This window comes from Bradyrhizobium sp. BWA-3-5 (genome assembly GCF_032917985.1).
Lineage (GTDB): Bacteria > Pseudomonadota > Alphaproteobacteria > Rhizobiales > Xanthobacteraceae > Bradyrhizobium.
The window spans coordinates 7,032,689-7,052,164 of sequence record NZ_CP136626.1 but is presented as its reverse complement, the minus strand read 5'-3'; the positions used below and the strand labels follow the sequence as shown (position 1 = coordinate 7,052,164).

The window sequence follows — 19,476 nt, the reverse complement described above, 5'->3', positions numbered from 1 at the left end:
CCGCCGGTGGCTTGGGCGCCGGATTCTCGACGTGTTTGCGCAAGACGAAGTACAACGGGGAGAAAAGGTCTGAGCCATGGAGATCAGGGTCGGCTTCGAGATCGCCTATGCGGCCGTGCAGCCGACGCCGATGGTGACCATGCTCTCGATCCACCCATCGCGCTTTTCCGATATCGTCGGGACCGAGCGCATTACGGCCGAGCCCGACGTGCCGATCAGCTTCTACCGCGACAGTTTTGGCAATGTGTGCGGCCGCCTGATCGCGCCCGCTGGCGGCATCACCCTGCGCGGCGAGGCATTGGTGCGCGATTGCGGTCTGCCCGATCCGTTCGTGCCGACCGCGCAGCAATTGCCGATCGACCAATTGCCAGACGACGTGCTGCTTTATCTGATGCCAAGCCGCTATTGCGAGACCGACAAGCTCACCGATATCGCCTGGTCGCTGTTCGGCAGCACGGCGCCGGGATGGCCGCGGGTCCAGACGATCGTCGATTTCGTCCACGGCCATGTCCGCTTCGGCTACCAGCACGCGCACCACATGAAGTCGGCGCACGATGTCTACGCGGAGGGCGCCGGTGTCTGCCGCGACTTTGCGCATCTGGCGCTGACCTTCTGCCGCTGCATGAACATCCCGGCGCGCTACTGCACCGGCTATCTCGGCGACATCGGCGTGCCCCGTGACCCCGCGCCGATGGATTTCTCCGGCTGGTTCCAGGTCTATCTCTCCGGCCAGTGGTACACGTTCGACGCCCGCCACAACACCCCGCGCATCGGCCGCATCCTGATGGCCACCGGCCGCGACGCCGCCGACGTCGCGCTGACCACCAGCTTTGGGCGGATGGATCTGGTGAAGTTTCTGGTGATCAGCGAAGAGGTCGTGCCGGCTTGACGTTTTGCTCCGTCCTCGCAATGACGCTATATCAATTCCCATGATTTCAGATCGACTGTTCGTCTACGGCACGCTGATGCGCGGCTTCGACCATCCGATGGCGCAGCTTCTGTCGCGCAGCGCGGATTTCCTCGGCACGGCTACCTGCCGCGGCCGGCTCTACCGCATCAAGCATTATCCGGGGCTGGTGCTCTCGGACGATCCTGATGATGTCGTGTTCGGCGAGCTCTATCGCCTGCGCGAGCGTGACGCGCTGCTCGCCGAGTTCGACATGTACGAGGCTTGCGGTGCCGGTTTTCCGGAGCCGACCGAATATATTCGCCGCATGCTTGACGTGACTCAGGAAGACGGCGCGTCCGGCGAGGCCTGGACCTATGTCTACAACTGGCCGGTGACAGGACTGCCGCAGATCACGTCGGGAAAGTTTTTGGAAACATAACTCTCGGGGCCCGGACGCGGTGCAGCGCGCAGCGATGCGCCGCAGAGCCGGGACCTATGCTCTCGTTGTGGCGCGGTGGTGGGCCCCGGCTCAGCAGCGCATCACTTCGTGCTGCGCAGCATCCGGGGCGCGAAGGCACCGAGGGCATCAATCGCCTGCGTCGAGCCGCTCGCGCTCCATCCTGATGTCCACCTCGCGCTCGACATATTTCCATTCCTCGCTGGCGCGCAGCGTTTGGACCAGCTCCTCGAACTTATCAGCATGTTCGGGCGCGTATTCGAACCAGGTCAGGAAATCGAAGGGCTCGCCGAGATCGCGGCTGTGATAGAGCTGGCGGGCAATATCAGGCAGATACTTGAGGCTCGCCGCGATGTGCTGCGATTTGTCCTCAAAGATCTCGCGCCGCTCTTCCTGCGTCAGATCCCACCATGCCGCCGATTTCTTGATCGGGATCAGCGCGGCATGGGTCGCCTCCGGTCGGCCGATCTCGGCCCGCACGGCGTCGAGCTCGCTCTTCTCGGGCCGTTCAGTATAGCGCAGGTGGCTGGCGACGCCGGCGAGCCGCCAAGAGGTCGGCGAGGGCAGGATCGGCAGCGCGATGGTCAGCGTATGCACGACCGACAGCGCCGGCGTCGGCGCCAGCGATGCGCCCTTCACCGGGGCAAACCGCGTCACCCGCCACGCCCCGCTCCTGCCACCCCGGAAAACCGTGAACATGCGGTATATGGAAGCGTGGAACCGTGACGGGATCAAGTATTCGCCGTCATTCCAGGGCGATGCGCGCCGGGGAATGACGGAGAGCTCCTGTGAATAGCGGCGAGAAATCCGGCGGCCTTCGCCTTTTAACGGCCCCGCCCTGTATCCATGGTCGGTTGGCACGGCCCCCTGATTCGGCAAAAACTCCACTGATGCGCTTTACACCCCAATTCCTCGAAGAACTGCGCGCCCGGCTTCCGGTCTCGGAAGTCGTGGGCCGGCGCGTCAAGCTGAAGAAGGCGGGCAGGGAGTTCAAGGGGCTGTCGCCGTTCCAGCAGGAGAAGACGCCGTCGTTTACGGTCAACGACCAGAAGCAGTTTTACCACGACTTCTCGACCGGCAAGCACGGCAACATTTTTGACTTTGTCATGGAGACCGAGGGCGTTTCGTTTCCGGAAGCCGTCGAGCGACTGGCCGCGATGGCCGGCCTGCCGCTGCCGGTGGCGACTCCCGACGCCGCGCGCCACGAGCAGCGGCGCAGGACGCTCTATGACGTGGTGGAACTCGCGGCAAAATTCTTTGCCGATACGCTGGCCTCACGCAACGGCGCGAAAGCGCGCGGTTATCTCGGCGACCGCGCGATTACGCCGGCGACGCAGCTCCAGTTTCGTCTCGGCTATGCGCTGCCGGATCGCTTTGCGCTGAAGGAGCACCTTGGCGCGCAGGGCATCTCCACCGACGACATGGTGGAAGCGGGCCTGCTGGTCGGCGGCGACGACATTCCGGTGCCTTACGACCGCTTCCGCGACCGTGTGATGTTTCCGATCACGGATGCCCGTGGCCGCGTCATCGCGTTCGGTGGCCGCGCGCTGGAGAAGGACGTTCCGGCAAAATACCTGAACTCGCCGGAAACGCCGCTGTTTCACAAAGGCGACAATCTCTACAACCTCGCCACCGCCCGCCAGGCCGCGCATGACGGCTCGCCGCTGATCGTGGTCGAAGGCTATGTCGACGTCATCGCCATGGTCACCGCGGGCTTTGCCGGGGCGGTGGCGCCGCTCGGCACGGCGCTCACCGAAAACCAGCTCGCGCTGCTCTGGCGGATGGCGGACGAGCCGATCCTGTGCTTCGACGGTGACCGCGCCGGGCAGAAGGCGGCGTATCGCGCCGCCGATCTTGCGCTACCCAATCTCGCGCCCGGCAAGAGCCTGCGCTTTGCGCTGCTGCCGGAAGGGCAGGACCCTGACGATCTCGCGCGCGCCGGTGGCCGCATGGCGATCGAGGAGGTGATCTCGGCGGCGCGGCCGCTCGCCGACATGATCTGGTCGCGCGAGATCGAGGGCGGCACGTTCGCTACCCCCGAGCGCCGTGCGGCGCTGGAAGCAAAAATCAACGAACTCAGTAACGGCATCCGTGACGAGGTGGTGCGCCGCTATTACCGGCAGGATCTGGCCGAGCGCCTGCAGCGCACCTTTGCTCCCGATACGGGGCGCGGCGGCTATGGCCGGGGCGGCTTCGTGGCCCGGCGCGGCGAATCACCCCGCGCCTTCGTCCCGCGTGGCGGCGCTCCGGCCGGCCGATTCGCTCCCCGCGGCGGCCGTCCGGCGGGAACGGCGTCGGGGATCGCCCCCGGTCCGTACCAGGCGGCGAGCCCGCAGCTTGCGACCAGCCCGATCATGCGCGGCCAGCGCAGCGCCATGTCCCGCCGCGAGGCTCTGATCCTGCAATCCCTGATTAACCATCCCTGGCTGCTGCATGACCACCTCGAGGAGGTGGCCGCGCTGGAACTGGCGCATGCTGAGGCCAACAAGCTGCGCGCCGGTATCATCGCCGCCTTTGCCAACGACCATCACCATTCCCCCGACGCCGAGGAGGCGGCCGAGAAGATGCGCGCCGATCTCGAAGCACGCGGATTAGGCGAGATTCTTCAAAGGGTTGAACGGGCAATCACGACTTCTGCGGTGTGGGGCACAAGGCCGGGGGCGGCGCGCGAAGACGTTTTGGCCACCTGGCAGCAACTCGTTGTCTTGCATCAGAAAACGCACGCCCTACTTAGGGAGAAGCGAGATGCCGAGATGGCGTTGGGCGAGGAGCCCAGTGAGGCCAATCTGGCGTGGCTGAAGGACGTCGGCGCCCGGCTGGAGTCGCTCGACGGCACGGAAGCCCTGATCGAGGGTTTTGGCGAGCTTTCGGGCCGGTTCCGGAAGAGCGTTTAGAATACAAAAAACATTTGCGGATGGCGGCGGCCGTGCCCGCAAAAAGACTCGCCAAATCCATGGTTTGGCGGCAAAAACAGGGTTAAGCGAAGCTTAATAGTCCGAAGGTACTTAACCAGCGAGGCGCCTTTCGGGCTATGGCATAACACCGGCGATGGCGGGTTACAGGGGTGGCGACGGTCTGCGCCGCCCTTTGCGCGTCGTAAGCATGCGAATACTCAGGGGCGGGCGTGATCCGGAAAAGCGGTAACCGGTTTTCGATATGGATCGCGCGCAGAGCAAGGATCTAGCGGGTTGGCTTTTCAAACAAAAGACATCCTGCTGTCGACTTCAGTAATTCAGGAGCGGATGACGCCTGGCGTCGTTCCGCACGAGCGCGTTTCGGGAGCTTCATGAATGGCCACCAAGGCAAAGACGCTGCAGGTTAAGGACAAGGAAAAAGACGACAAGGCAGCGGACGCCCCGGAGAAGGATTCGGCCGACGCGCCGTCGCCGTTGCTCGACCTCTCCGACGCTGCCGTCAAGAAGATGATCAAGCAGGCCAAGAAGCGCGGCTTCGTGACCTTCGATCAGCTCAACGAAGTGCTGCCCTCCGACACCACCTCGCCGGAGCAGATCGAGGACATCATGTCGATGCTCTCGGACATGGGCATCAACGTCTCCGAGGCCGAGGAAGCCGACGACGAGGCCGAGAAGGAAGACGATGACGACACCGACAACGAGCTTGTCGAGGTCACGGCGAAGGCCGTCACCGAGGTCAAGAAGTCCGAGCCCGGCGAGCGCACCGACGATCCCGTCCGCATGTATCTGCGCGAGATGGGCACGGTGGAGCTGTTGTCGCGCGAAGGCGAAATCGCGATCGCCAAGCGCATCGAAGCCGGCCGCGAGGCGATGATCGCGGGCCTCTGCGAAAGTCCGCTGACCTTCCAGGCCATCATTATCTGGCGCGATGAACTCAACGAAGGAAAGATCTTCCTTCGCGACATCATCGATCTCGAAGCCACCTATGCCGGCCCCGACGCCAAGAACAACATGAACCCGGCGCTGATCACCGCGCCCGCCGAGGGCCAGGCCGCCAATGGCGAGGCCGCTGCGCCCGCCCATGTCGCACCGCCCGCCGCGCCGCCGACGGCGACCCCGTTCCGCGCCACGCCCGATGCCGATGGCGAGGAAAAGGACCCGGGCGAAGCCGCCGCCGAAGGCGACATGGAAGAGGACGAGTTCGAGAACCAGATGTCGCTCGCCGCCATCGAGGCCGAACTGAAGCCGAAGGTGGTCGAGACCTTCGACAAGATCGCGTCCGAATACAAGAAGCTGCGCCGCCTGCAGGAGCAGGACATCGCCAACCAGCTGCAGAGCGAGTCGCTGTCGCCCTCGCAGGAGCGCAAGTACAAGAAGCTGAAGGACGAGATCATCGTCGAGGTGAAGTCGCTGCGCCTCAACCAGGCCCGCATCGACTCACTCGTCGAGCAGCTCTACGACATCAACAAGAAGCTGGTCTCGTTCGAGGGCCGCCTGCTGCGTCTCGGCGACAGCCATGGCGTCGCGCGCGAGGACTTCTTGCGCAACTACCAGGGCTCGGAGCTCGATCCGCGCTGGCTCAACCGCGTCTCAAAACTGTCGGCCAAGGGTTGGAAGAATTTCGTTCACTACGAGAAGGACCGCATCAAGGAGCTGCGCGGCGAGATCCAGCAGCTTGCGGCGCTGACCGGGCTAGAGATCGGCGAATTCCGCAAGATCGTGCACGGCGTGCAGAAGGGCGAGCGCGAGGCACGCCAGGCCAAGAAGGAAATGGTCGAGGCCAACCTTCGCCTCGTGATCTCGATCGCCAAGAAGTACACCAACCGCGGCCTGCAGTTCCTCGACCTGATCCAGGAAGGCAACATCGGGTTGATGAAGGCGGTTGATAAATTCGAGTATCGCCGCGGCTACAAGTTCTCGACCTACGCCACTTGGTGGATCCGGCAGGCGATCACGCGCAGCATTGCGGACCAGGCCCGCACCATCCGCATCCCCGTGCACATGATCGAAACGATCAACAAGATCGTGCGCACCTCGCGGCAGATGCTCAACGAGATCGGCCGTGAGCCGACCCCGGAAGAGCTCGCCGAAAAGCTCGGCATGCCCCTGGAGAAGGTCCGCAAGGTCCTCAAGATCGCCAAAGAGCCGCTGTCGCTGGAAACGCCTGTTGGCGACGAAGAGGATTCGCACCTCGGCGATTTCATCGAGGACAAGAACGCGATCCTCCCCATTGACGCGGCGATCCAGTCCAATCTGCGCGAGACTACCACGCGCGTTTTGGCCTCGCTCACCCCGCGCGAAGAGCGCGTGCTGCGCATGCGCTTCGGCATCGGCATGAACACCGACCACACGCTGGAAGAAGTCGGCCAGCAGTTCAGTGTGACGCGCGAACGCATCCGCCAGATCGAGGCAAAAGCGCTGCGCAAGCTGAAGCATCCCTCACGGTCGCGGAAGCTGCGGAGCTTCCTCGACAATTAATTCGCCGGGCGGTGTATGCATTCGAATGAAAACGGCGGGCGAAAGCCCGCCGTTTTTGTCTTGAATCGCATTGCATCCACGACGGCGCTCTTCTCCCTCTCCCGCTTGCGGGAGAGGGCGGGGTGGGGGTGTCGTCACGAGTCGCATCTCTCGTGTGGAGAGAGCCCCCACCCGCCGCGCTGCGCGCGTCGACCTCCTCCGCAAGCGGGAGAGGTGAATTGCCCACAGCGTTTCTGTCTTACTTCTTCTTCGCCCCGACGCGGCTGATGCTCTTGATCTCGAGCTGCGGACGGCCGGATTTTTCGGCGATCTCGCGATCCTGCTCGCGGATGAAGGCGCGGGCCGGCTCGTCGCCGTCGAGCCCGCCGAGCAGCTCCGACGGCACGCGGCGGTTGGAGCGCATGGAATCGTCTTCGTAGACGACGTTGAAAAAGGCGAATTCGCCTTTGGGATTGGTTCCGGGTTTTTTGGCCATGGCCGGCTTGTCCTCGATAGGGCCGCTGCTGTCAAAGCAAAATAATGCGCTTGCCGTGCCCATCTGCCCTGCGCGATCGGGCGGTCCGGCTGCTTGCCAAGCGGCAGGCGTCACGTGGCGGCTCGACGCGGTGGCGGGGCGCGATTACGCTCGCGGCTATGGCCGCGCCTCATCTCACCGTCTGGTACAACACACGCTGCCCGGTCTGCGACGCCGGCATCCACTGGCAGCAGAGCAAGCTGCTGGCGGCGGTGCGCGCCGGCGCCATCGCATTCAAGGATATCAACGAACAGCCCGACGCGCTCGCCGGCTACGGTGCCTCGCTCGAGGACGTGCGCCGCCGCCTGCACGCGACCGATGAAGGCGGACGCCTCGTTGTCGGCGCGGATGTCGCCATTGCGATCTGGCGGCTCACGCCCGGCGAACGTTGGCTCGCCACCCTGTTCGGCAATCGCCTCGCGCTGCCGTTCACGCGGTTCTTCTACGACCGCTTTGCCGACCTGCTGTTTGCCTGGAACAAGCGCAAGAGGCGGTGGTGATGCCGGCGTCGCGGGGGAAGGGCGAGCTCAGGCCGGTGCTGGTCGCCTGCTGCCTTGCGATGCTTGCGGTCGGCGACAACTCGACCGCGATCATGGCCGCGCTTCCCGACATGAAGGCTGGCCTGCGGCTTGGTCCGGCCGAGCTCGAATGGGTGGTCAACGCCTATCTCCTGACGGCCGCAATCTTCATCGTCGTCGGCGGCGGCGCCGCGGACCGGCTCGGCGCGCGGCGCTCCTCGGTGATCGGCATCGTGCTGTTCGCGCTGGCCTCACTGATCATCGCGTTGGCGCCGGCGGGCTTCGTCGTGATTGGCGCCCGCGCGATGCAGGGGCTGGGGGCCGCGTTCGCCGTAGCAGGCACGCTGGCGGCGGTGACGGAAGCTGCGCCTGACGAACGGCGGGCGGACGCAATCGGCGCCTGGACCGGCTTTCTGATGCTCGGCTTCAGCATCGGTCCGCTGGTCGGCGGCGCGGTCACGCATTACGCCGGCTGGCGCTTCATCTTCTGGTTGAACATCGCCGCGATGGTGCCCTCAGCCCTGATGCTGCTGCGGCACCCCGCCGCGCGCGGCCACGGCACGATATCGATGGACTGGGCCGGGCTCGGCCTTCTCGTCGTCTTCATGGTGACGCTGATCTCGGGCCTACAGGCGCTCGCGCACAGCAGCGGCAACGCGCTGGCCGCGATCGTTCCGCTCGCCGTGGCGGTAATCGCCTTTGCTGCGCTGCTGCGGATCGAGACGCAGCGCCCGCAGCCGCTGGTCGATTTCACTCTGTTCGCGAACCGCAATTTCGCAATTGCCGCCAGCCTCTTGTTCCTCGTGATGTCTGACATCATGACGCTGCTGCTCTACTACAATCTCTTCGCGCAATCCGTTGATGGACTTCACATGTCGGCCGTCGCGGCCGGCCTTTCCCTGGTGCCGCTCTCGCTGGCGCTGTTCGCCTTGGCGCGCGCGGCGCCGATGATCGCAGCAAAGATCGGCGTGCGCCGCATGCTGATATCAGCATCGCTCCTGCTCGCGGCCGGCTGCGCCATCATCTGGTGGTCACTGCAGATCGGCGCGACCTTCGTGGTCCTGATGCCGGGCCTGTGTATCGCGGGCATCGGCATCGCGCTCATCTATGCCTCGGCGCCGCGGCTTGGCCTCGCGGCGCTGCCGCCAACGCAGGCGGGCAAGGGATCCGGCATGCTCAATTCATGCAGCTTCCTCGGCGGAACCGTCGGCGTCACCTTCGGCGGCCTGGTGTTCGCGAGCCACGGATTATCCGGCGTACTGGAGCTGCTCGGGGCTTCAGCGCTGGCGAGTGCGGTGCTCTGCCTTCGGCTGCACGCAGATTGAGGGGTATTCGCGCGAAATCTGCAAATCTCCGTCGCGTTTCAACCGTGATCGGCGGCGATCCTCCCGCGCGTGCACCTTCCGAAACCGCTTCCAGATCATCCGCCATCCAGCCCGAGCGCCGCCGCCATCTGGCCGCCGCTCCGCCGCTTCATGGTCGCCGAATACCGCCTCGGCCGCGTCATGGCGCGGCGGCGCTGGACCTCGGCGCTCTACGAATTCATCCGCTTCGGCGCCAAGCAGGCCTTCGCCTGCCTGTTCGGCGGCATCGCCGTGTTCCTGATGATCGCGACCTGGCGTTTCTATCCGGCGGATGCCGCGCTGGCGCGCTACGACTTCCTGTTCCTCTGCATGATCGCGGTGCAGATCGCGCTGCTCGCCGGCCGCCTGGAAACGCTGGAAGAAGCCAAGGTCATCCTGATCTATCACCTCGTCGGGTCAGCGATGGAGCTGTTTAAGACAAAGGTCGGCTCCTGGATCTATCCCGAGCCGAACTTCTTTCGCATCGGTGGCGTGCCGCTGTTCTCCGGCTTCATGTATTCCTGCATCGGCAGCTACATCTGCCGCGCCTGGCGCCTGTTCGATTTCGAGTTCACGGCACACCCGCGCCGCCTTGCGCTCGCCGTGCTCAGCCTCGCGATCTACGTCAACTTCTTCAGCCATCACTTCATTATGGACCTGCGTTGGATCTTGTTCGCATGGAGTATCCTGCTGTTCTCCCGCACCCGCGTCCATTTCAGGGTCTGGCGCGAGTACCGCGCGATGCCGCTGCTGCTCGGGCTCTTCCTGGTGTCGGTGTTCATCTGGTTCTCGGAAAACATCGGCACCTTCACCAAAACCTGGCTCTATCCGTCGCAGCGGCAGGGCTGGGAGCCGGTATCCTTCGGCAAGCTCGGCTCGTGGTTCCTGCTGCTGATCATCAGCTACACGCTGGTGAGCCTGATCAACAGGCCCAGGGAAAGGCGAGGCGAGGCGCGCGCGGCCGGCATCCGCCAGAAGCTCAGTCGCACGCTGGATTTCTGGCATTCGCGATCGCAAGAAACGTGATCGTGGCCGGGGGCAGCGCGATCGCATCTGGCGGCGTTGCCACGCCGGCAAGCGCCGGCAGATCGTCATTCGGCCCGAGTTCCAAGGTCGTTCCGTTCAGCTTCACGTCGGCGCTCTGCAAATCATCCGCCGACAGCGTGTAGCGCTCGCTCCCCGCTGATAAAAGCAGCGCCGTCGCCGCCGTCCGGCTCGTATTGATCGCCAGCAGCGCAACGCCGCGCGCCCCGCGACGGCAATGCGCATAGAGGTGCATCTCCCTGTGCTCGCCGGCGTCGAGAACGACCGTGCCCATTAGTCGGCGCCACAGCAGCGCCGCCCAATAGTTCGGCCGCGGGCGGGACGTCGTCTCGTCGAGCAGGCCGTAATCGCTCGCCGCCAGCGTGTTGTGCGCCACCACCTGGATGCCGGCGCGGGCCAGCCGGCCGAGCTGATCGAGATAGCGGAACGTATCAAGGAAGGTCGAAGCCCAAGGATTGCCGCCGCAGGCCGCTTCCGCGGTCTCGGTCAGCCACATTGGCTTATCAGACGCAAACTCATCGCGCAGCGATTGGTAGAACGCGCGCGTGCGGTCGGTGCGCGCAAGCCAGTCATCCGACAGCGCGGCCTCTGGCGTGGTCTCGCCCGGAATTCCGGAGCATCGCTGCGATAGCGCGCCGTAATGATGGTAGGAAAACGCATCGATGCCGGGCCCCGATGCGGCCAAGAGGTCGCGCGTGCCGATGAAGCCGGCGCTGGATGGCGCCGCCGCCGTCTCGCTTGCCGAACCCGGGCCGAGAACGAGCGCGTCGGGCTCGCTGGCCTTCATGAACGCAACAAAAGCCCTGAAGTCCCGCCCGTAAGCCGCCGCATCATAGCCCTTGGGCGCGCTGCCCATGCCGGCCAGGTTCGGCTCGTTCATGAACTCGGCGGCGGCAATCCGGCCGCCAATGGATTTGGTATAGGCAAACAAGTGCCGCGCCTGGTCGCTCTGCCACAGGCCCGTTGCATCCCGCGCGCCGGGCCCTGTTGCCATCGAGGTCACGATGTCAGCATTTACCGCGCGGGCAAAGTCGATGACAGCCTTCCAGCGCGCCCGGCTCAGCACCGCGCGGAAACCATCCGGCGGCGTCGCAGGCGGCGCATCGCTGTCGGCAAAGTAGGTGGTGTTGGCCCAGGTGCCGCTGACGCGCACGTAGCTAGGGGCGAGGGCAGCCGCCAATGTGCGCAGCCGGGTGTTCGAGAAATCGATCGGCTTCCGATATTCATAGAGGTCCGGATTGCCGCCGCCTGGAGCATTGCCGGTGTTCGCCGCATCGCGCGCCGACGGCGAAGCGCCCGCCCGGTAGGGCCTCCAGAACCGTCCACCGGTAACTTCGACCATTTCGACATTATACGACTGAAAGCGCGCGTCGATGGTGCCGAGACGGGGCAGTCGTGAAGGATCTAAAGAAAGCGCCGGTAATTGTGCGGCCGCCGTTTCGCTTCCGGCCAGCGCAGCAATGGTAATTCCAATCCCGGCTTTGAAGCCGTCGAACCTGGCCATGGCCTTTGTCCTTGGAGCGCCAAGCGGTCTAAGCGCGCGTTGAAACTACGACGCCGGAGTTCGACGCCGTAGTTCAGGCGGAGCCGGCAGACCGGCGGTTCAAACTAGTCGCAATCATGGCTGATTTCGAGATGTCAATGGAGATGGCAAGCCTCGAAGCGCGGCGAAGGACATGCTAGAAACCGGGGCTTACTTGTAGCGCCCTATCAGGAATGGTTGTCTATGCTCCGCATCGTTTTTGTTTTCAGCGCTTCGCTGGCAACGCTCGTATCTTTCACCACTCACAGCCACGCCGCCACCTGCGGCAGCTCGGCCGCCGGCTACGCCGCCTGGAAACAGGAGTTCGCCGGCGAAGCCCGCGCCAAAGGCATCAGCGCGGGCACCATCCAGGCGCTGATGGCGACGAATTATGCGCAGGCGACGATCAATGCCGATCGCGGGCAGCGCAGCTTCAATCTCTCGCTCGAGGCGTTTCTCGCCAAGCGCGGGGCGACGACCATCGTGGCGAGGGGGCGGCAGCTCAAGAACTCGCAAGGCGCGCTGTTCGCTTCGATCCGGGAGCGCTATGGCGTGCCGCCGGGGCCGCTGTTGGCGATCTGGGGCATGGAGACCGGCTTCGGCAGCCAGCGCGGCAACCAGAACATGCTCGCCTCGATCGCGACGCTGTCCTATGACTGCCGCCGCTCGGCCTATTTCACCGAGCACCTCTACGCGGCGCTGCAATTGATCGATCGCGGCGCGCTGTCACCGTCGCAGCGCGGCTCGATGCATGGCGAGGTCGGCCAGACGCAGTTCATGCCGAAGGCGATCCTCGCCTACGGGACCGGCAATCTCGAGAACTCGGCGAATGCGCTGATGTCGACCGCGGCATTCCTGAAGGCACATGGCTGGAGGGCCGGTGCCGGCTACCAGCCGGGCGAGCCGAACTTTGCCGCGATCCAGGCCTGGAACGCCGCCGGCGTCTATCAGAAGGCGATCGCGCTGATGGGCCGCCAGATCGACGGCGGCAGCGAGTAGGCTATCACGGTCGTCCCCGCGCAGGCGGGGACCCATAGCCACCGGCGGCAATTGTTCAAGCCAAGCCGTCGACACGTCCGCTCTTACAAGGCAGGCCGCGGCGTATGGGTCCCGGCGTGCGCCGGGACGACAAAGTTAGAGCCAAAGCCAAAAGCACTTAACGAGCGCAGCAACTCACGCTGCCGGTTTCACATCCGCGCCCCCGCGCCATTCTTTCTGGCTCGCAAGGATGCTCTGCCACAGCGCCGCGACGCTGCGCTGCGTCTCCGGCGCGATCAGGCAGTGGCCCTGATTGTCGAAGCCGCAGAATTTTGCGGAGGCATCGCCGCGCACGTGTGAACAAGCCGCGTTGATCGCCTCGAGGCATTCGATCACCTGTTCGATATCCTCAAGGCGCGTGTGATAGAGGATGTCGATCAGCCGGAACGCCATCACCGGGGGCTGTCCGAACGAAATGCCGGGACGGGCAAATTCGAAGAACACGTTGAATGCCGGCATCATCCCCTTGATCTCTGCCAGCACCGCGGCCGCCTCTTCCGTCGTGCAGGCGACCAGATGTGCGGCCTGCGGATGCTCCGCGGGCGTCTCGGGCGCGAGGCCGAGCGAGGCGATCACTTGCTGCTCGATCCACTGCCGAACCGGCGTAGGGGCGTTGCGGATCTGGTCCGTGGTCAGGGTAATTCCGATCATCGAGGCTCTCCGTTTTGACCGATCCTAGGAAAGCCGGCGCGCGGCAATATTGACGCGGATCAAGCGCGGGAGCTGGAAATCAGAGGCTCTCAGCGGCGCGGTTTGGCAGGTGTCGCAAGCCGCCGGGATTGAGCGCGAGCAGGCCGCCGACCAGGGCGGCCGCCAGCGCCACGCCGATCGCCAGGTTGATCGCGAGCAGGCGAAACAGCTGCACGCGCAGCACGCCGGGGCGGACACGGTTCTGGTTCGCGCGGTCGTCCTGGATCACCGCATTTCTCCTGAGCAATGGCGGGCCGAATATCTCATCGCACGCCATTCTATTGCATCTTTGCGCCGGCTCAAATCCGGCAACAATCTCGAACGGCCGGCGCGGCCGTGCTACAAGCAGCGCCGGTTTGCCCGTGCCCTTCCGAAAATGGCTCCCCATGCACTCGTTTCGCCTCGTCTTTGCCTTCTGCGCGTCGGCGCTTGCCGTCCTCGCTTTTGCCAGCCCCGCCCGCGCCGCCCGGTGCGGCGGCGATTTCAACGCCTTCATCGCCGCGATGTCGCAGGAGGCGGCCGCGGCGGGCATCTCGCAAGGCGTGATCAGCCAGGCCTTCGCCGGCATCACGCAGGACCCGGCGGTGCTCGCCTTCGACCGCCGCCAGCGCGGCACCTTCAACAAGTCGTTCGAGCAATATGTCTCAACCCGCGTTGGCCCTGGCCGCATCAATATGGGGCGGCAGATGCTGCTGAGGCACGGCTCGCTGCTGGCGCGCATCGAGCAGAAGTTCGGCGTGCCGCGGGAGATCGTGGTCGCGATCTGGGGGCTGGAGTCCGATTTCGGCAAGGGCGATATCGGCAAGCTGCCGGTCATCCGCACGCTCGCCACCATGGCGCATGATTGCCGCCGCACCGAATTGTTCCAGGGCGAGCTGCTGGCCGCGCTCAAGATCGTGCAGCGTGGCGATCTGCCGCTCCGCGACCTGATCGGCGCGTTCGCCGGCGAGATCGGCCAGACGCAGTTTCTGCCGTCGTCCTACATCAAGTACGGCGTCGACTTCGACGGCAACGGCCATGTCGATCTGCGCCACAGCGTCCCTGACGTGCTCGCCTCCACCGCGAACCTGCTGCACACCGCCGGCTACAAGGCCGGTGCCCCCTATGACGAGGGCACCGCCAATTTCGAGGCGATGCGCGAGTGGAACAGGGCAACGATCTACCGCAAGACCATCGGCTATTTTGCGGATCGGTTGGCGGCGCGATAGCGACACGGGGGCTGCGCTTTCTTTCTTGTGAGCAGGGCGCCGCCCGCATATTCCACCTGTCATCGTCCGCGAAGGCGGACGATCCAGTATCCCAGAGACAGCAGTGATTGATCCGAGGAGCCGCGGCGTACCGGATCCCGCATGCGCGGGGATGACGGTCGTGTGTGCGGCGCTATTTCCCCGCCTTCGCCCCCATCTTCTCGATCCGCTTCGCCAGCACGCTCCAATAGGTCGCCGGGCGAAACCGCTGCAACAGATCCAGGAATTTCGCGTCGTTGCCGATCAAGATGCGCGGCTGGTTTTTCTCGATGCCGGCGATGATGCGCTGCGCGGCGATCGGCGGCGTCGTCTTGGCGATCGCATCGAAGCGGTCGATCGATTCGGCGCGGCGGGCATTGTCTGATATGCCTCTGCCGGTGCGGGAATTGCGCACGATGTTGGTGAGCACGCCGCCGGGATGCACCACCGACAGTTTTACGGGACTGTTCGCCATCGCCAGCTCATGCCGCAGGCTTTCCGAAAAACCGCGCACCGCGAATTTGGCGGCGCAATAGGCGGTCTGGCCGGGCGGGGCGACGATGCCGAAGATCGAGGACAGGTTGACGATATGCGCTTCGCGCCGCGTCGACAGGTGCGGCAGGAAGGCGCGGGTGCCGTGCACCACCCCCCAGAAATTGATGTTGATCAGCCACTCCATTTGCGCCTGGTCGACCTCGCCAAACGCGCCGAGCAGGGCGACGCCGGCATTGTTGATGACGATGTTCAGCCCCGGATGGGCGGCGATGGCGCCTTGTGCGAACACCTCGATCTCCGCGGCCACGCCGACATCGATGCGGTGCGTGGTGATCTTGCGTTTGTGCGCCTTGCCGATCTCGGCAGCCACCTCGAGCAACCCGGCCTCATCGCGATCGGCCAGCGCCAAGTCGCAGCCGCGCGCGGCCAGTTCCAGCGCCAGAGCGCGGCCGATGCCGCTGGCCGCGCCGGTCACGGCGGCGGCGCTTCCGGATATCGCAGTCATGTCGGGAGAGCTCCTTGGAAGATCTGGAGGGTAGTTCCCGCAAACTTTCGCAAATTGGAACCGAACCGAAAAGCGGTTTCATTGCTTAGTGTCGATTACCGGAAAAAAAACGACGTCGCCCGACCGACGCGAATCTTTCAGGAGGCTGACATGGGACAATCAAAACCCCTTCGCGCTACAGCCCTCATCGTCGAAGACGATCCGATGCAGCGGGACATGATCTGTCTCCTGCTGGAGGAGAGCGAGGTTGATGTCATCGAATGCGAGAGTGCGGAAGCTGCCGAGCTGGTGCTGGAGCGCGCCGCCGACAATCTCGTCCTGCTGATGACCGACGTGCAGCTCGCCGGCAACATGGACGGCGTCGAGCTCGCGCATATCGCGCGGCGATACAATCCCGAAATGGGCGTGATCGTCACCTCGGGCAAGCCGCTGCACCAGGAATTGCCTGACGGCGTCAAATTCTGGGCCAAGCCCTGGGCGCCGCTCGATGTGATCCGCGAGGCGGAGCGGATGGTCTATGAGCACCGCCACGATCACGGACGCGAGGCGCGCTCGTAAGCACGCAGGCCTGCTTTCGCGGCCGCTGGCGGCGTGATAAAGGCGAGGGATGACGCTGTCATTCCTCCTGACCTCCCTGATCGTGGTCGCATCCCCCGGCACCGGCGTGCTCTATACGCTGGCCGTGGCGCTGACGCAGGGCGCACGGCCCTCGGTCGCCGCGGCCTTCGGCTGCACGCTCGGTATCGTGCCGCACATGCTCGCGGCGATGCTCGGGCTTGCCGCGGTGCTGCACACCAGCGCGCTGGCCTTTGCCGTGCTGAAATGGTGCGGCGTGATCTACCTGCTCTATATGGCCTGGCAGGCGCTGCGCGAGACAGGCGCGCTGTCGGTCGATACCCGCCCCGCCGCGGCCACCCGCTCCAGCCGGCGCGTCATCGTCACCGCCGTCCTGATCAACATCCTCAATCCAAAACTGTCGATCTTCTTCCTCGCCTTCCTGCCGCAATTCGTCGCCGCCACCGAGCCGCATCCGCTCGCGCGCATGCTGGAGCTGAGCGCGGCCTTCATGGCGATGACCTTTGCGGTGTTCGCGGTCTACGGCCTGTTCGCGGCAGGGGTGCGCGACCGCGTCATCACGCGGCCGAAGGCGATGGCCTGGCTGCGCCGCAGCTTTGCCGCCGGTTTTGCCGCGCTCGGGGCCAAGCTCGCGCTCTCGGAGCGGTGAATTAAACCGCTGCTTATGTCCGTCATTGCGAGGAGCGAAGCGACGCGGCAATCCATCTTCGTGCTTGCGGCGCTATGGATTGCTTCGCTACGCTCGCAATGAAGGCTGAGAGACCGAAATAAAAAGGCGGACCCGCGGCCCGCCATTCTCCAAAAACGATCCCGGAGCTTGGGAGCCCGGGCGGAGCTGAGCACTCCACCCGGGCCAAAATTCACTTCTTCTTGGCCTTCTTGGCCTTTTTCGCCTTCGCCTTTTTGGCCTTCTTCGCTTTCTTAGCCATAGTATCCTCTCAAGGTTTTCATGGATTGAAACGCGACACCGAGGCATGCTTGGCGGAGGGCCAGCCTCGCAACATCCTCGTGCATGATCCCAGCAGATTCGCGGGCCGCTGCCGCGTGCCGTCATGGCGTTGTCATCACGTTATCCACAGTTGTTATGCATTTTGACGCGATTTTGTGCCGGAACGCGCGCTACCTTCGTCATTCGCAAGCGCGCACGTCATGCTTAACGATCCCCCAACGCGCGCGATCTTCATCAATTCAAAACCAAGGATTGGATTGGCCGGTGGCGGTGAGGGTCCGTTAAGCGGCGCGGATGCACCTTGTCCCGCAAGACGGCGGGGATCGTCGTGGGAGAAAACGCTGGGCACGCGCGTGCGCGCAAGGTCTCGGGCGGTCGTCAGAACAAGAGGGGAGACGGGACATTGCTGTCCTGATTTCGCGATGCTGAGCGTTCCGACGCTGTGGACGGTGTTCGTCATCAATTTTCTGGCGCTGGGCCTGATCTGGGCTTACGTCATGCGTTGCTATCCCTCGTTCGAGGCCGCGCGGTTCTGGACGGCTTGCGCATTCGTCGGCGCGGCAGGTGCAGCGGTCGCGATGCTGCGGGTCGTGCTGCCGGATACCATGGTGCCGCTGTTGTTCGCGGGCACCGCGCTGATCCTGGCGATCTGCCTTGCCGCGATGGGGGTGCAGCGGTTTTTCAATCAGCCCGTCTACTGGCGCTACGCTGTGCTGATCACGGCGCTTGGCTCGATCGGACTGTGCTTCTTCACCTATGTCCATGACAGCGTGCCCGCGCGAATGACCGTCTTGACGATCACCCAGACGCTGCCGATGGCGTTCAGCCTGAAACTGCTCTTGGCGCGGCATGACGGCCACATCAATCCGGGCGCGCGGCTGGCCGGCATGGTCACCATCATCATCATGGCCATCTTCGCCGTCCGCCTGTTGGGCGCGGTGACAGGCGTCGGCGGCGGCTTCTCCTATCTGCATTTCAACGCGACCCAGTCGGTCGTGGTCCTGGTGCTGGTGTTCCTGTCGATGGCGCTGAATTTCGGCTTCCTGCTGATGGCGATGGACCGCCTGCGCAACGAGGTCGCCGATCTCGCGCTGCTCGACGACCTCACCGGCGTCGGCAACCGCCGCTACCTCTTGCAGCGCCTCACGGAAGAATGCGCGCGCTCGGAGCGCAGCGGGCAGCCTTTCGCACTGCTCGTGATCGATCTCGACGGCTTCAAGGGCATCAACGACACCTACGGCCATGCGGCGGGCGACGCCTGCCTGCAGCATTTCACGCTGATGGCGCAGACGCGCCTGCGGCCCGGCGACATGCTGGCGCGCACCGGTGGCGACGAATTCTGCATCGTGCTGCCGTCCTCGACGCTGCGCGAGGGCGCCATGATCGCGCGCCGCGTGCTGGAGGTCTGCCGTGCCGATGCCGCGCAGTGCAGCGGCAACGACATCCCGGTCGCGGTCTCGATCGGCGTCGCGCAATGGACGGCCGAGATGGGCCTCTATCCCGACCGCTTGATCGCCGCCGCCGACCATGCGCTCTACGATGCCAAGAAGGCCGGCCGCAACGGCTTTGCGACCTACACGCCGGCGCCGCCGCTTCAGCCCGAAGCGGTCGATCTGCAAGTGACCGAGATGAGCCTGCGCCAGCGCGCCTGAAGCGTGGTACTGAGGTTCGTCACCGGATCTCGATCATGAATCGCTTCCTCGCGACCGCACTTTTGATCCTCGCCTTTCCCGCCTGCGCTGTTGCGCAGGCGCCCGACCTCGCCGCGATCGCGCGCGCGTCGGGAACGCCTGACATTCCCGGCCTGAAGATGGTGTGGCTCGCGCCGTGGGGCGACCTCGCCAAGTCCCATCCATGGCGCAACATCATCGTGCACCAGACCGAGGGGCCGGCGGGCTCGGCGCGCGGCGGCGCGCTGGCGCAGTCGAAGAACCCGACGCGGCGCGGCGTCATGGTGTGGGTCGAAACCGACGGCACGGTGTACTGGGCGGTAGCTGAGCATCTCGTGCCGACCCATGGCGACGGCGCCAACCGCAACGACGACAAGTACATCGACAACAAGGCGACCTATCGCCAGGTGGTCGGCCACAATTCGGTCGGCGTCGAGTTCGCCGGCAACTATCCCGACGTGACGCGCGGGCCGACCGAGGCGCAGATCGCCGCCTGGAAAATCCTGGTGAAGGTGCTGCGCGCGCGCTACGGCATTCCGCTGGACCGCGTCTATGCGCATAACTGGATCGACTACAAGGACGCGCGGTATTGCGAAGGCTGCGCGCTTGCGACAATGGCGCGGGAGTGGGGGGAGTAGGGGCGGGCG

The 19,476-nt window shown here is 64.8% G+C and carries 19 protein-coding genes; 13 read left to right on the top strand and 6 right to left on the bottom strand.

From position 1 onward, the window contains the following. Positions 1-76: 76 nt before the first annotated feature. Complete coding sequence (locus RX331_RS33840; protein WP_317253912.1) at positions 77-889, top strand: transglutaminase family protein; 813 nt, start codon at positions 77-79, stop codon at positions 887-889. Positions 890-929: 40 nt separating this feature from the next. After that, positions 930-1,328, top strand: a complete 399-nt coding sequence (locus tag RX331_RS33835) for a gamma-glutamylcyclotransferase family protein (RefSeq protein WP_317253911.1) — start codon at positions 930-932, stop codon at positions 1,326-1,328. 147 nt (positions 1,329-1,475) lie between these two features. Here RX331_RS33835 and RX331_RS33830 read toward each other — a convergent pair whose 3' ends face one another. After that, on the bottom strand, positions 1,476-2,045 hold the full coding sequence (locus tag RX331_RS33830; RefSeq protein ID WP_317253910.1) for a chlorite dismutase family protein: 570 nt from the start codon (positions 2,043-2,045) through the stop codon (positions 1,476-1,478). 191 nt (positions 2,046-2,236) lie between these two features. On the opposite strand from RX331_RS33830, the gene dnaG reads away from it, so the two are divergent. After that, positions 2,237-4,240 carry a DNA primase gene (gene dnaG, locus RX331_RS33825; RefSeq protein ID WP_317253909.1) on the top strand — a complete coding sequence of 668 codons (2,004 nt, stop codon included), beginning with the start codon at positions 2,237-2,239 and terminating at the stop codon, positions 4,238-4,240. Between the two features lie 396 nt (positions 4,241-4,636). Continuing rightward, entirely contained in the window at positions 4,637-6,739 is a 2,103-nt protein-coding gene (gene rpoD / locus RX331_RS33820; RefSeq protein ID WP_317253908.1) for an RNA polymerase sigma factor RpoD, read from the top strand. A 238-nt stretch (positions 6,740-6,977) separates the two neighbouring features. Here rpoD and RX331_RS33815 read toward each other — a convergent pair whose 3' ends face one another. Continuing rightward, positions 6,978-7,214, bottom strand: a complete 237-nt coding sequence (locus RX331_RS33815; protein WP_317253907.1) for a hypothetical protein — start codon at positions 7,212-7,214, stop codon at positions 6,978-6,980. Between the two features lie 158 nt (positions 7,215-7,372). Here RX331_RS33815 and RX331_RS33810 point away from each other — a divergent pair, with 158 nt between their 5' ends. The 3 genes from RX331_RS33810 (at position 7,373) to RX331_RS33800 (ending at position 10,140) form a co-directional block, all read left to right on the top strand. Continuing rightward, entirely contained in the window at positions 7,373-7,753 is a 381-nt protein-coding gene (locus RX331_RS33810) for a thiol-disulfide oxidoreductase DCC family protein (RefSeq protein ID WP_317258303.1), read from the top strand. Then, positions 7,753-9,096, top strand: a complete 1,344-nt coding sequence (locus tag RX331_RS33805) for an MFS transporter (protein ID WP_317253906.1) — start codon at positions 7,753-7,755, stop codon at positions 9,094-9,096. The genes RX331_RS33810 and RX331_RS33805 overlap by 1 nt, the downstream gene beginning before the upstream one ends. 150 nt (positions 9,097-9,246) lie before the next feature. Beyond that, on the top strand, positions 9,247-10,140 hold the full coding sequence (locus RX331_RS33800; RefSeq protein ID WP_317258302.1) for a DUF817 domain-containing protein: 894 nt from the start codon (positions 9,247-9,249) through the stop codon (positions 10,138-10,140). On the opposite strand, the gene RX331_RS33795 is transcribed toward RX331_RS33800, so the two are convergent. Then, positions 10,094-11,662, bottom strand: coding sequence for a hypothetical protein (locus RX331_RS33795; protein ID WP_317253905.1), 1,569 nt, complete (start codon positions 11,660-11,662; stop codon positions 10,094-10,096). The two genes, RX331_RS33800 and RX331_RS33795, sit on opposite strands and share 47 nt — an antisense overlap. 222 nt (positions 11,663-11,884) lie before the next feature. On the opposite strand from RX331_RS33795, the gene RX331_RS33790 reads away from it, so the two are divergent. Next, on the top strand, positions 11,885-12,679 hold the full coding sequence (locus RX331_RS33790) for a lytic murein transglycosylase (RefSeq protein WP_317253904.1): 795 nt from the start codon (positions 11,885-11,887) through the stop codon (positions 12,677-12,679). Positions 12,680-12,853: 174 nt separating this feature from the next. Here the strand turns inward: RX331_RS33790 and RX331_RS33785 are convergent, their stop codons facing one another. Both RX331_RS33785 and RX331_RS33780 read right to left on the bottom strand, forming a co-directional pair. After that, positions 12,854-13,369 (bottom strand): hypothetical protein, encoded by a 516-nt coding sequence (locus tag RX331_RS33785; RefSeq protein ID WP_317253903.1) that lies wholly within the window; start codon positions 13,367-13,369, stop codon positions 12,854-12,856. A gap of 79 nt (positions 13,370-13,448) precedes the next feature. Then, complete coding sequence (locus RX331_RS33780; protein ID WP_317258384.1) at positions 13,449-13,637, bottom strand: hypothetical protein; 189 nt, start codon at positions 13,635-13,637, stop codon at positions 13,449-13,451. 157 nt (positions 13,638-13,794) lie between these two features. Between RX331_RS33780 and RX331_RS33775 the strand changes: the two genes are divergently transcribed. Further along, positions 13,795-14,616, top strand: coding sequence for a lytic murein transglycosylase (locus RX331_RS33775; RefSeq protein WP_317253902.1), 822 nt, complete (start codon positions 13,795-13,797; stop codon positions 14,614-14,616). A 172-nt stretch (positions 14,617-14,788) separates the two neighbouring features. On the opposite strand, the gene RX331_RS33770 is transcribed toward RX331_RS33775, so the two are convergent. After that, positions 14,789-15,634 (bottom strand): SDR family NAD(P)-dependent oxidoreductase, encoded by an 846-nt coding sequence (locus RX331_RS33770; RefSeq protein ID WP_317253901.1) that lies wholly within the window; start codon positions 15,632-15,634, stop codon positions 14,789-14,791. A 150-nt stretch (positions 15,635-15,784) separates the two neighbouring features. Here RX331_RS33770 and RX331_RS33765 point away from each other — a divergent pair, with 150 nt between their 5' ends. The 4 genes from RX331_RS33765 to RX331_RS33750 all read left to right on the top strand — a co-directional run bounded on the left by RX331_RS33765 (position 15,785) and on the right by RX331_RS33750 (position 19,467). Then, positions 15,785-16,192 (top strand): response regulator, encoded by a 408-nt coding sequence (locus RX331_RS33765; protein ID WP_317253900.1) that lies wholly within the window; start codon positions 15,785-15,787, stop codon positions 16,190-16,192. Positions 16,193-16,241: 49 nt separating this feature from the next. Next, the gene (locus RX331_RS33760) at positions 16,242-16,859 is read left to right on the top strand and encodes a LysE family translocator (protein WP_317253899.1); all 618 of its coding nucleotides are present in this window, start codon (positions 16,242-16,244) and stop codon (positions 16,857-16,859) included. Positions 16,860-17,581: 722 nt separating this feature from the next. Beyond that, entirely contained in the window at positions 17,582-18,811 is a 1,230-nt protein-coding gene (locus RX331_RS33755) for a GGDEF domain-containing protein (RefSeq protein WP_317253898.1), read from the top strand. A gap of 35 nt (positions 18,812-18,846) precedes the next feature. After that, the gene (locus tag RX331_RS33750) at positions 18,847-19,467 is read left to right on the top strand and encodes a peptidoglycan recognition family protein (protein ID WP_317253897.1); all 621 of its coding nucleotides are present in this window, start codon (positions 18,847-18,849) and stop codon (positions 19,465-19,467) included. The last annotated feature ends 9 nt before the right edge of the window (positions 19,468-19,476 follow it).

Bases quoted from the DNA above. Each gene is read 5' to 3' on its own strand.
- RX331_RS33840 (WP_317253912.1), top strand. From the start codon at position 77: ATGGAGATCAGGGTCGGCTTCGAGATCGCCTATGCGGCCGTGCAGCCG.
- RX331_RS33835 (WP_317253911.1), top strand. From the start codon at position 930: ATGATTTCAGATCGACTGTTCGTCTACGGCACGCTGATGCGCGGCTTC.
- RX331_RS33830 (WP_317253910.1), bottom strand. From the start codon at position 2,045: ATGTTCACGGTTTTCCGGGGTGGCAGGAGCGGGGCGTGGCGGGTGACG.
- dnaG (WP_317253909.1), top strand. From the start codon at position 2,237: ATGCGCTTTACACCCCAATTCCTCGAAGAACTGCGCGCCCGGCTTCCG.
- rpoD (WP_317253908.1), top strand. From the start codon at position 4,637: ATGGCCACCAAGGCAAAGACGCTGCAGGTTAAGGACAAGGAAAAAGAC.
- RX331_RS33815 (WP_317253907.1), bottom strand. From the start codon at position 7,214: ATGGCCAAAAAACCCGGAACCAATCCCAAAGGCGAATTCGCCTTTTTC.
- RX331_RS33810 (WP_317258303.1), top strand. From the start codon at position 7,373: ATGGCCGCGCCTCATCTCACCGTCTGGTACAACACACGCTGCCCGGTC.
- RX331_RS33805 (WP_317253906.1), top strand. From the start codon at position 7,753: ATGCCGGCGTCGCGGGGGAAGGGCGAGCTCAGGCCGGTGCTGGTCGCC.
- RX331_RS33800 (WP_317258302.1), top strand. From the start codon at position 9,247: ATGGTCGCCGAATACCGCCTCGGCCGCGTCATGGCGCGGCGGCGCTGG.
- RX331_RS33795 (WP_317253905.1), bottom strand. From the start codon at position 11,662: ATGGCCAGGTTCGACGGCTTCAAAGCCGGGATTGGAATTACCATTGCT.
- RX331_RS33790 (WP_317253904.1), top strand. From the start codon at position 11,885: ATGCTCCGCATCGTTTTTGTTTTCAGCGCTTCGCTGGCAACGCTCGTA.
- RX331_RS33785 (WP_317253903.1), bottom strand. From the start codon at position 13,369: ATGATCGGAATTACCCTGACCACGGACCAGATCCGCAACGCCCCTACG.
- RX331_RS33775 (WP_317253902.1), top strand. From the start codon at position 13,795: ATGCACTCGTTTCGCCTCGTCTTTGCCTTCTGCGCGTCGGCGCTTGCC.
- RX331_RS33770 (WP_317253901.1), bottom strand. From the start codon at position 15,634: ATGACTGCGATATCCGGAAGCGCCGCCGCCGTGACCGGCGCGGCCAGC.
- RX331_RS33765 (WP_317253900.1), top strand. From the start codon at position 15,785: ATGGGACAATCAAAACCCCTTCGCGCTACAGCCCTCATCGTCGAAGAC.
- RX331_RS33760 (WP_317253899.1), top strand. From the start codon at position 16,242: ATGACGCTGTCATTCCTCCTGACCTCCCTGATCGTGGTCGCATCCCCC.
- RX331_RS33755 (WP_317253898.1), top strand. From the start codon at position 17,582: ATGCTGAGCGTTCCGACGCTGTGGACGGTGTTCGTCATCAATTTTCTG.
- RX331_RS33750 (WP_317253897.1), top strand. From the start codon at position 18,847: ATGAATCGCTTCCTCGCGACCGCACTTTTGATCCTCGCCTTTCCCGCC.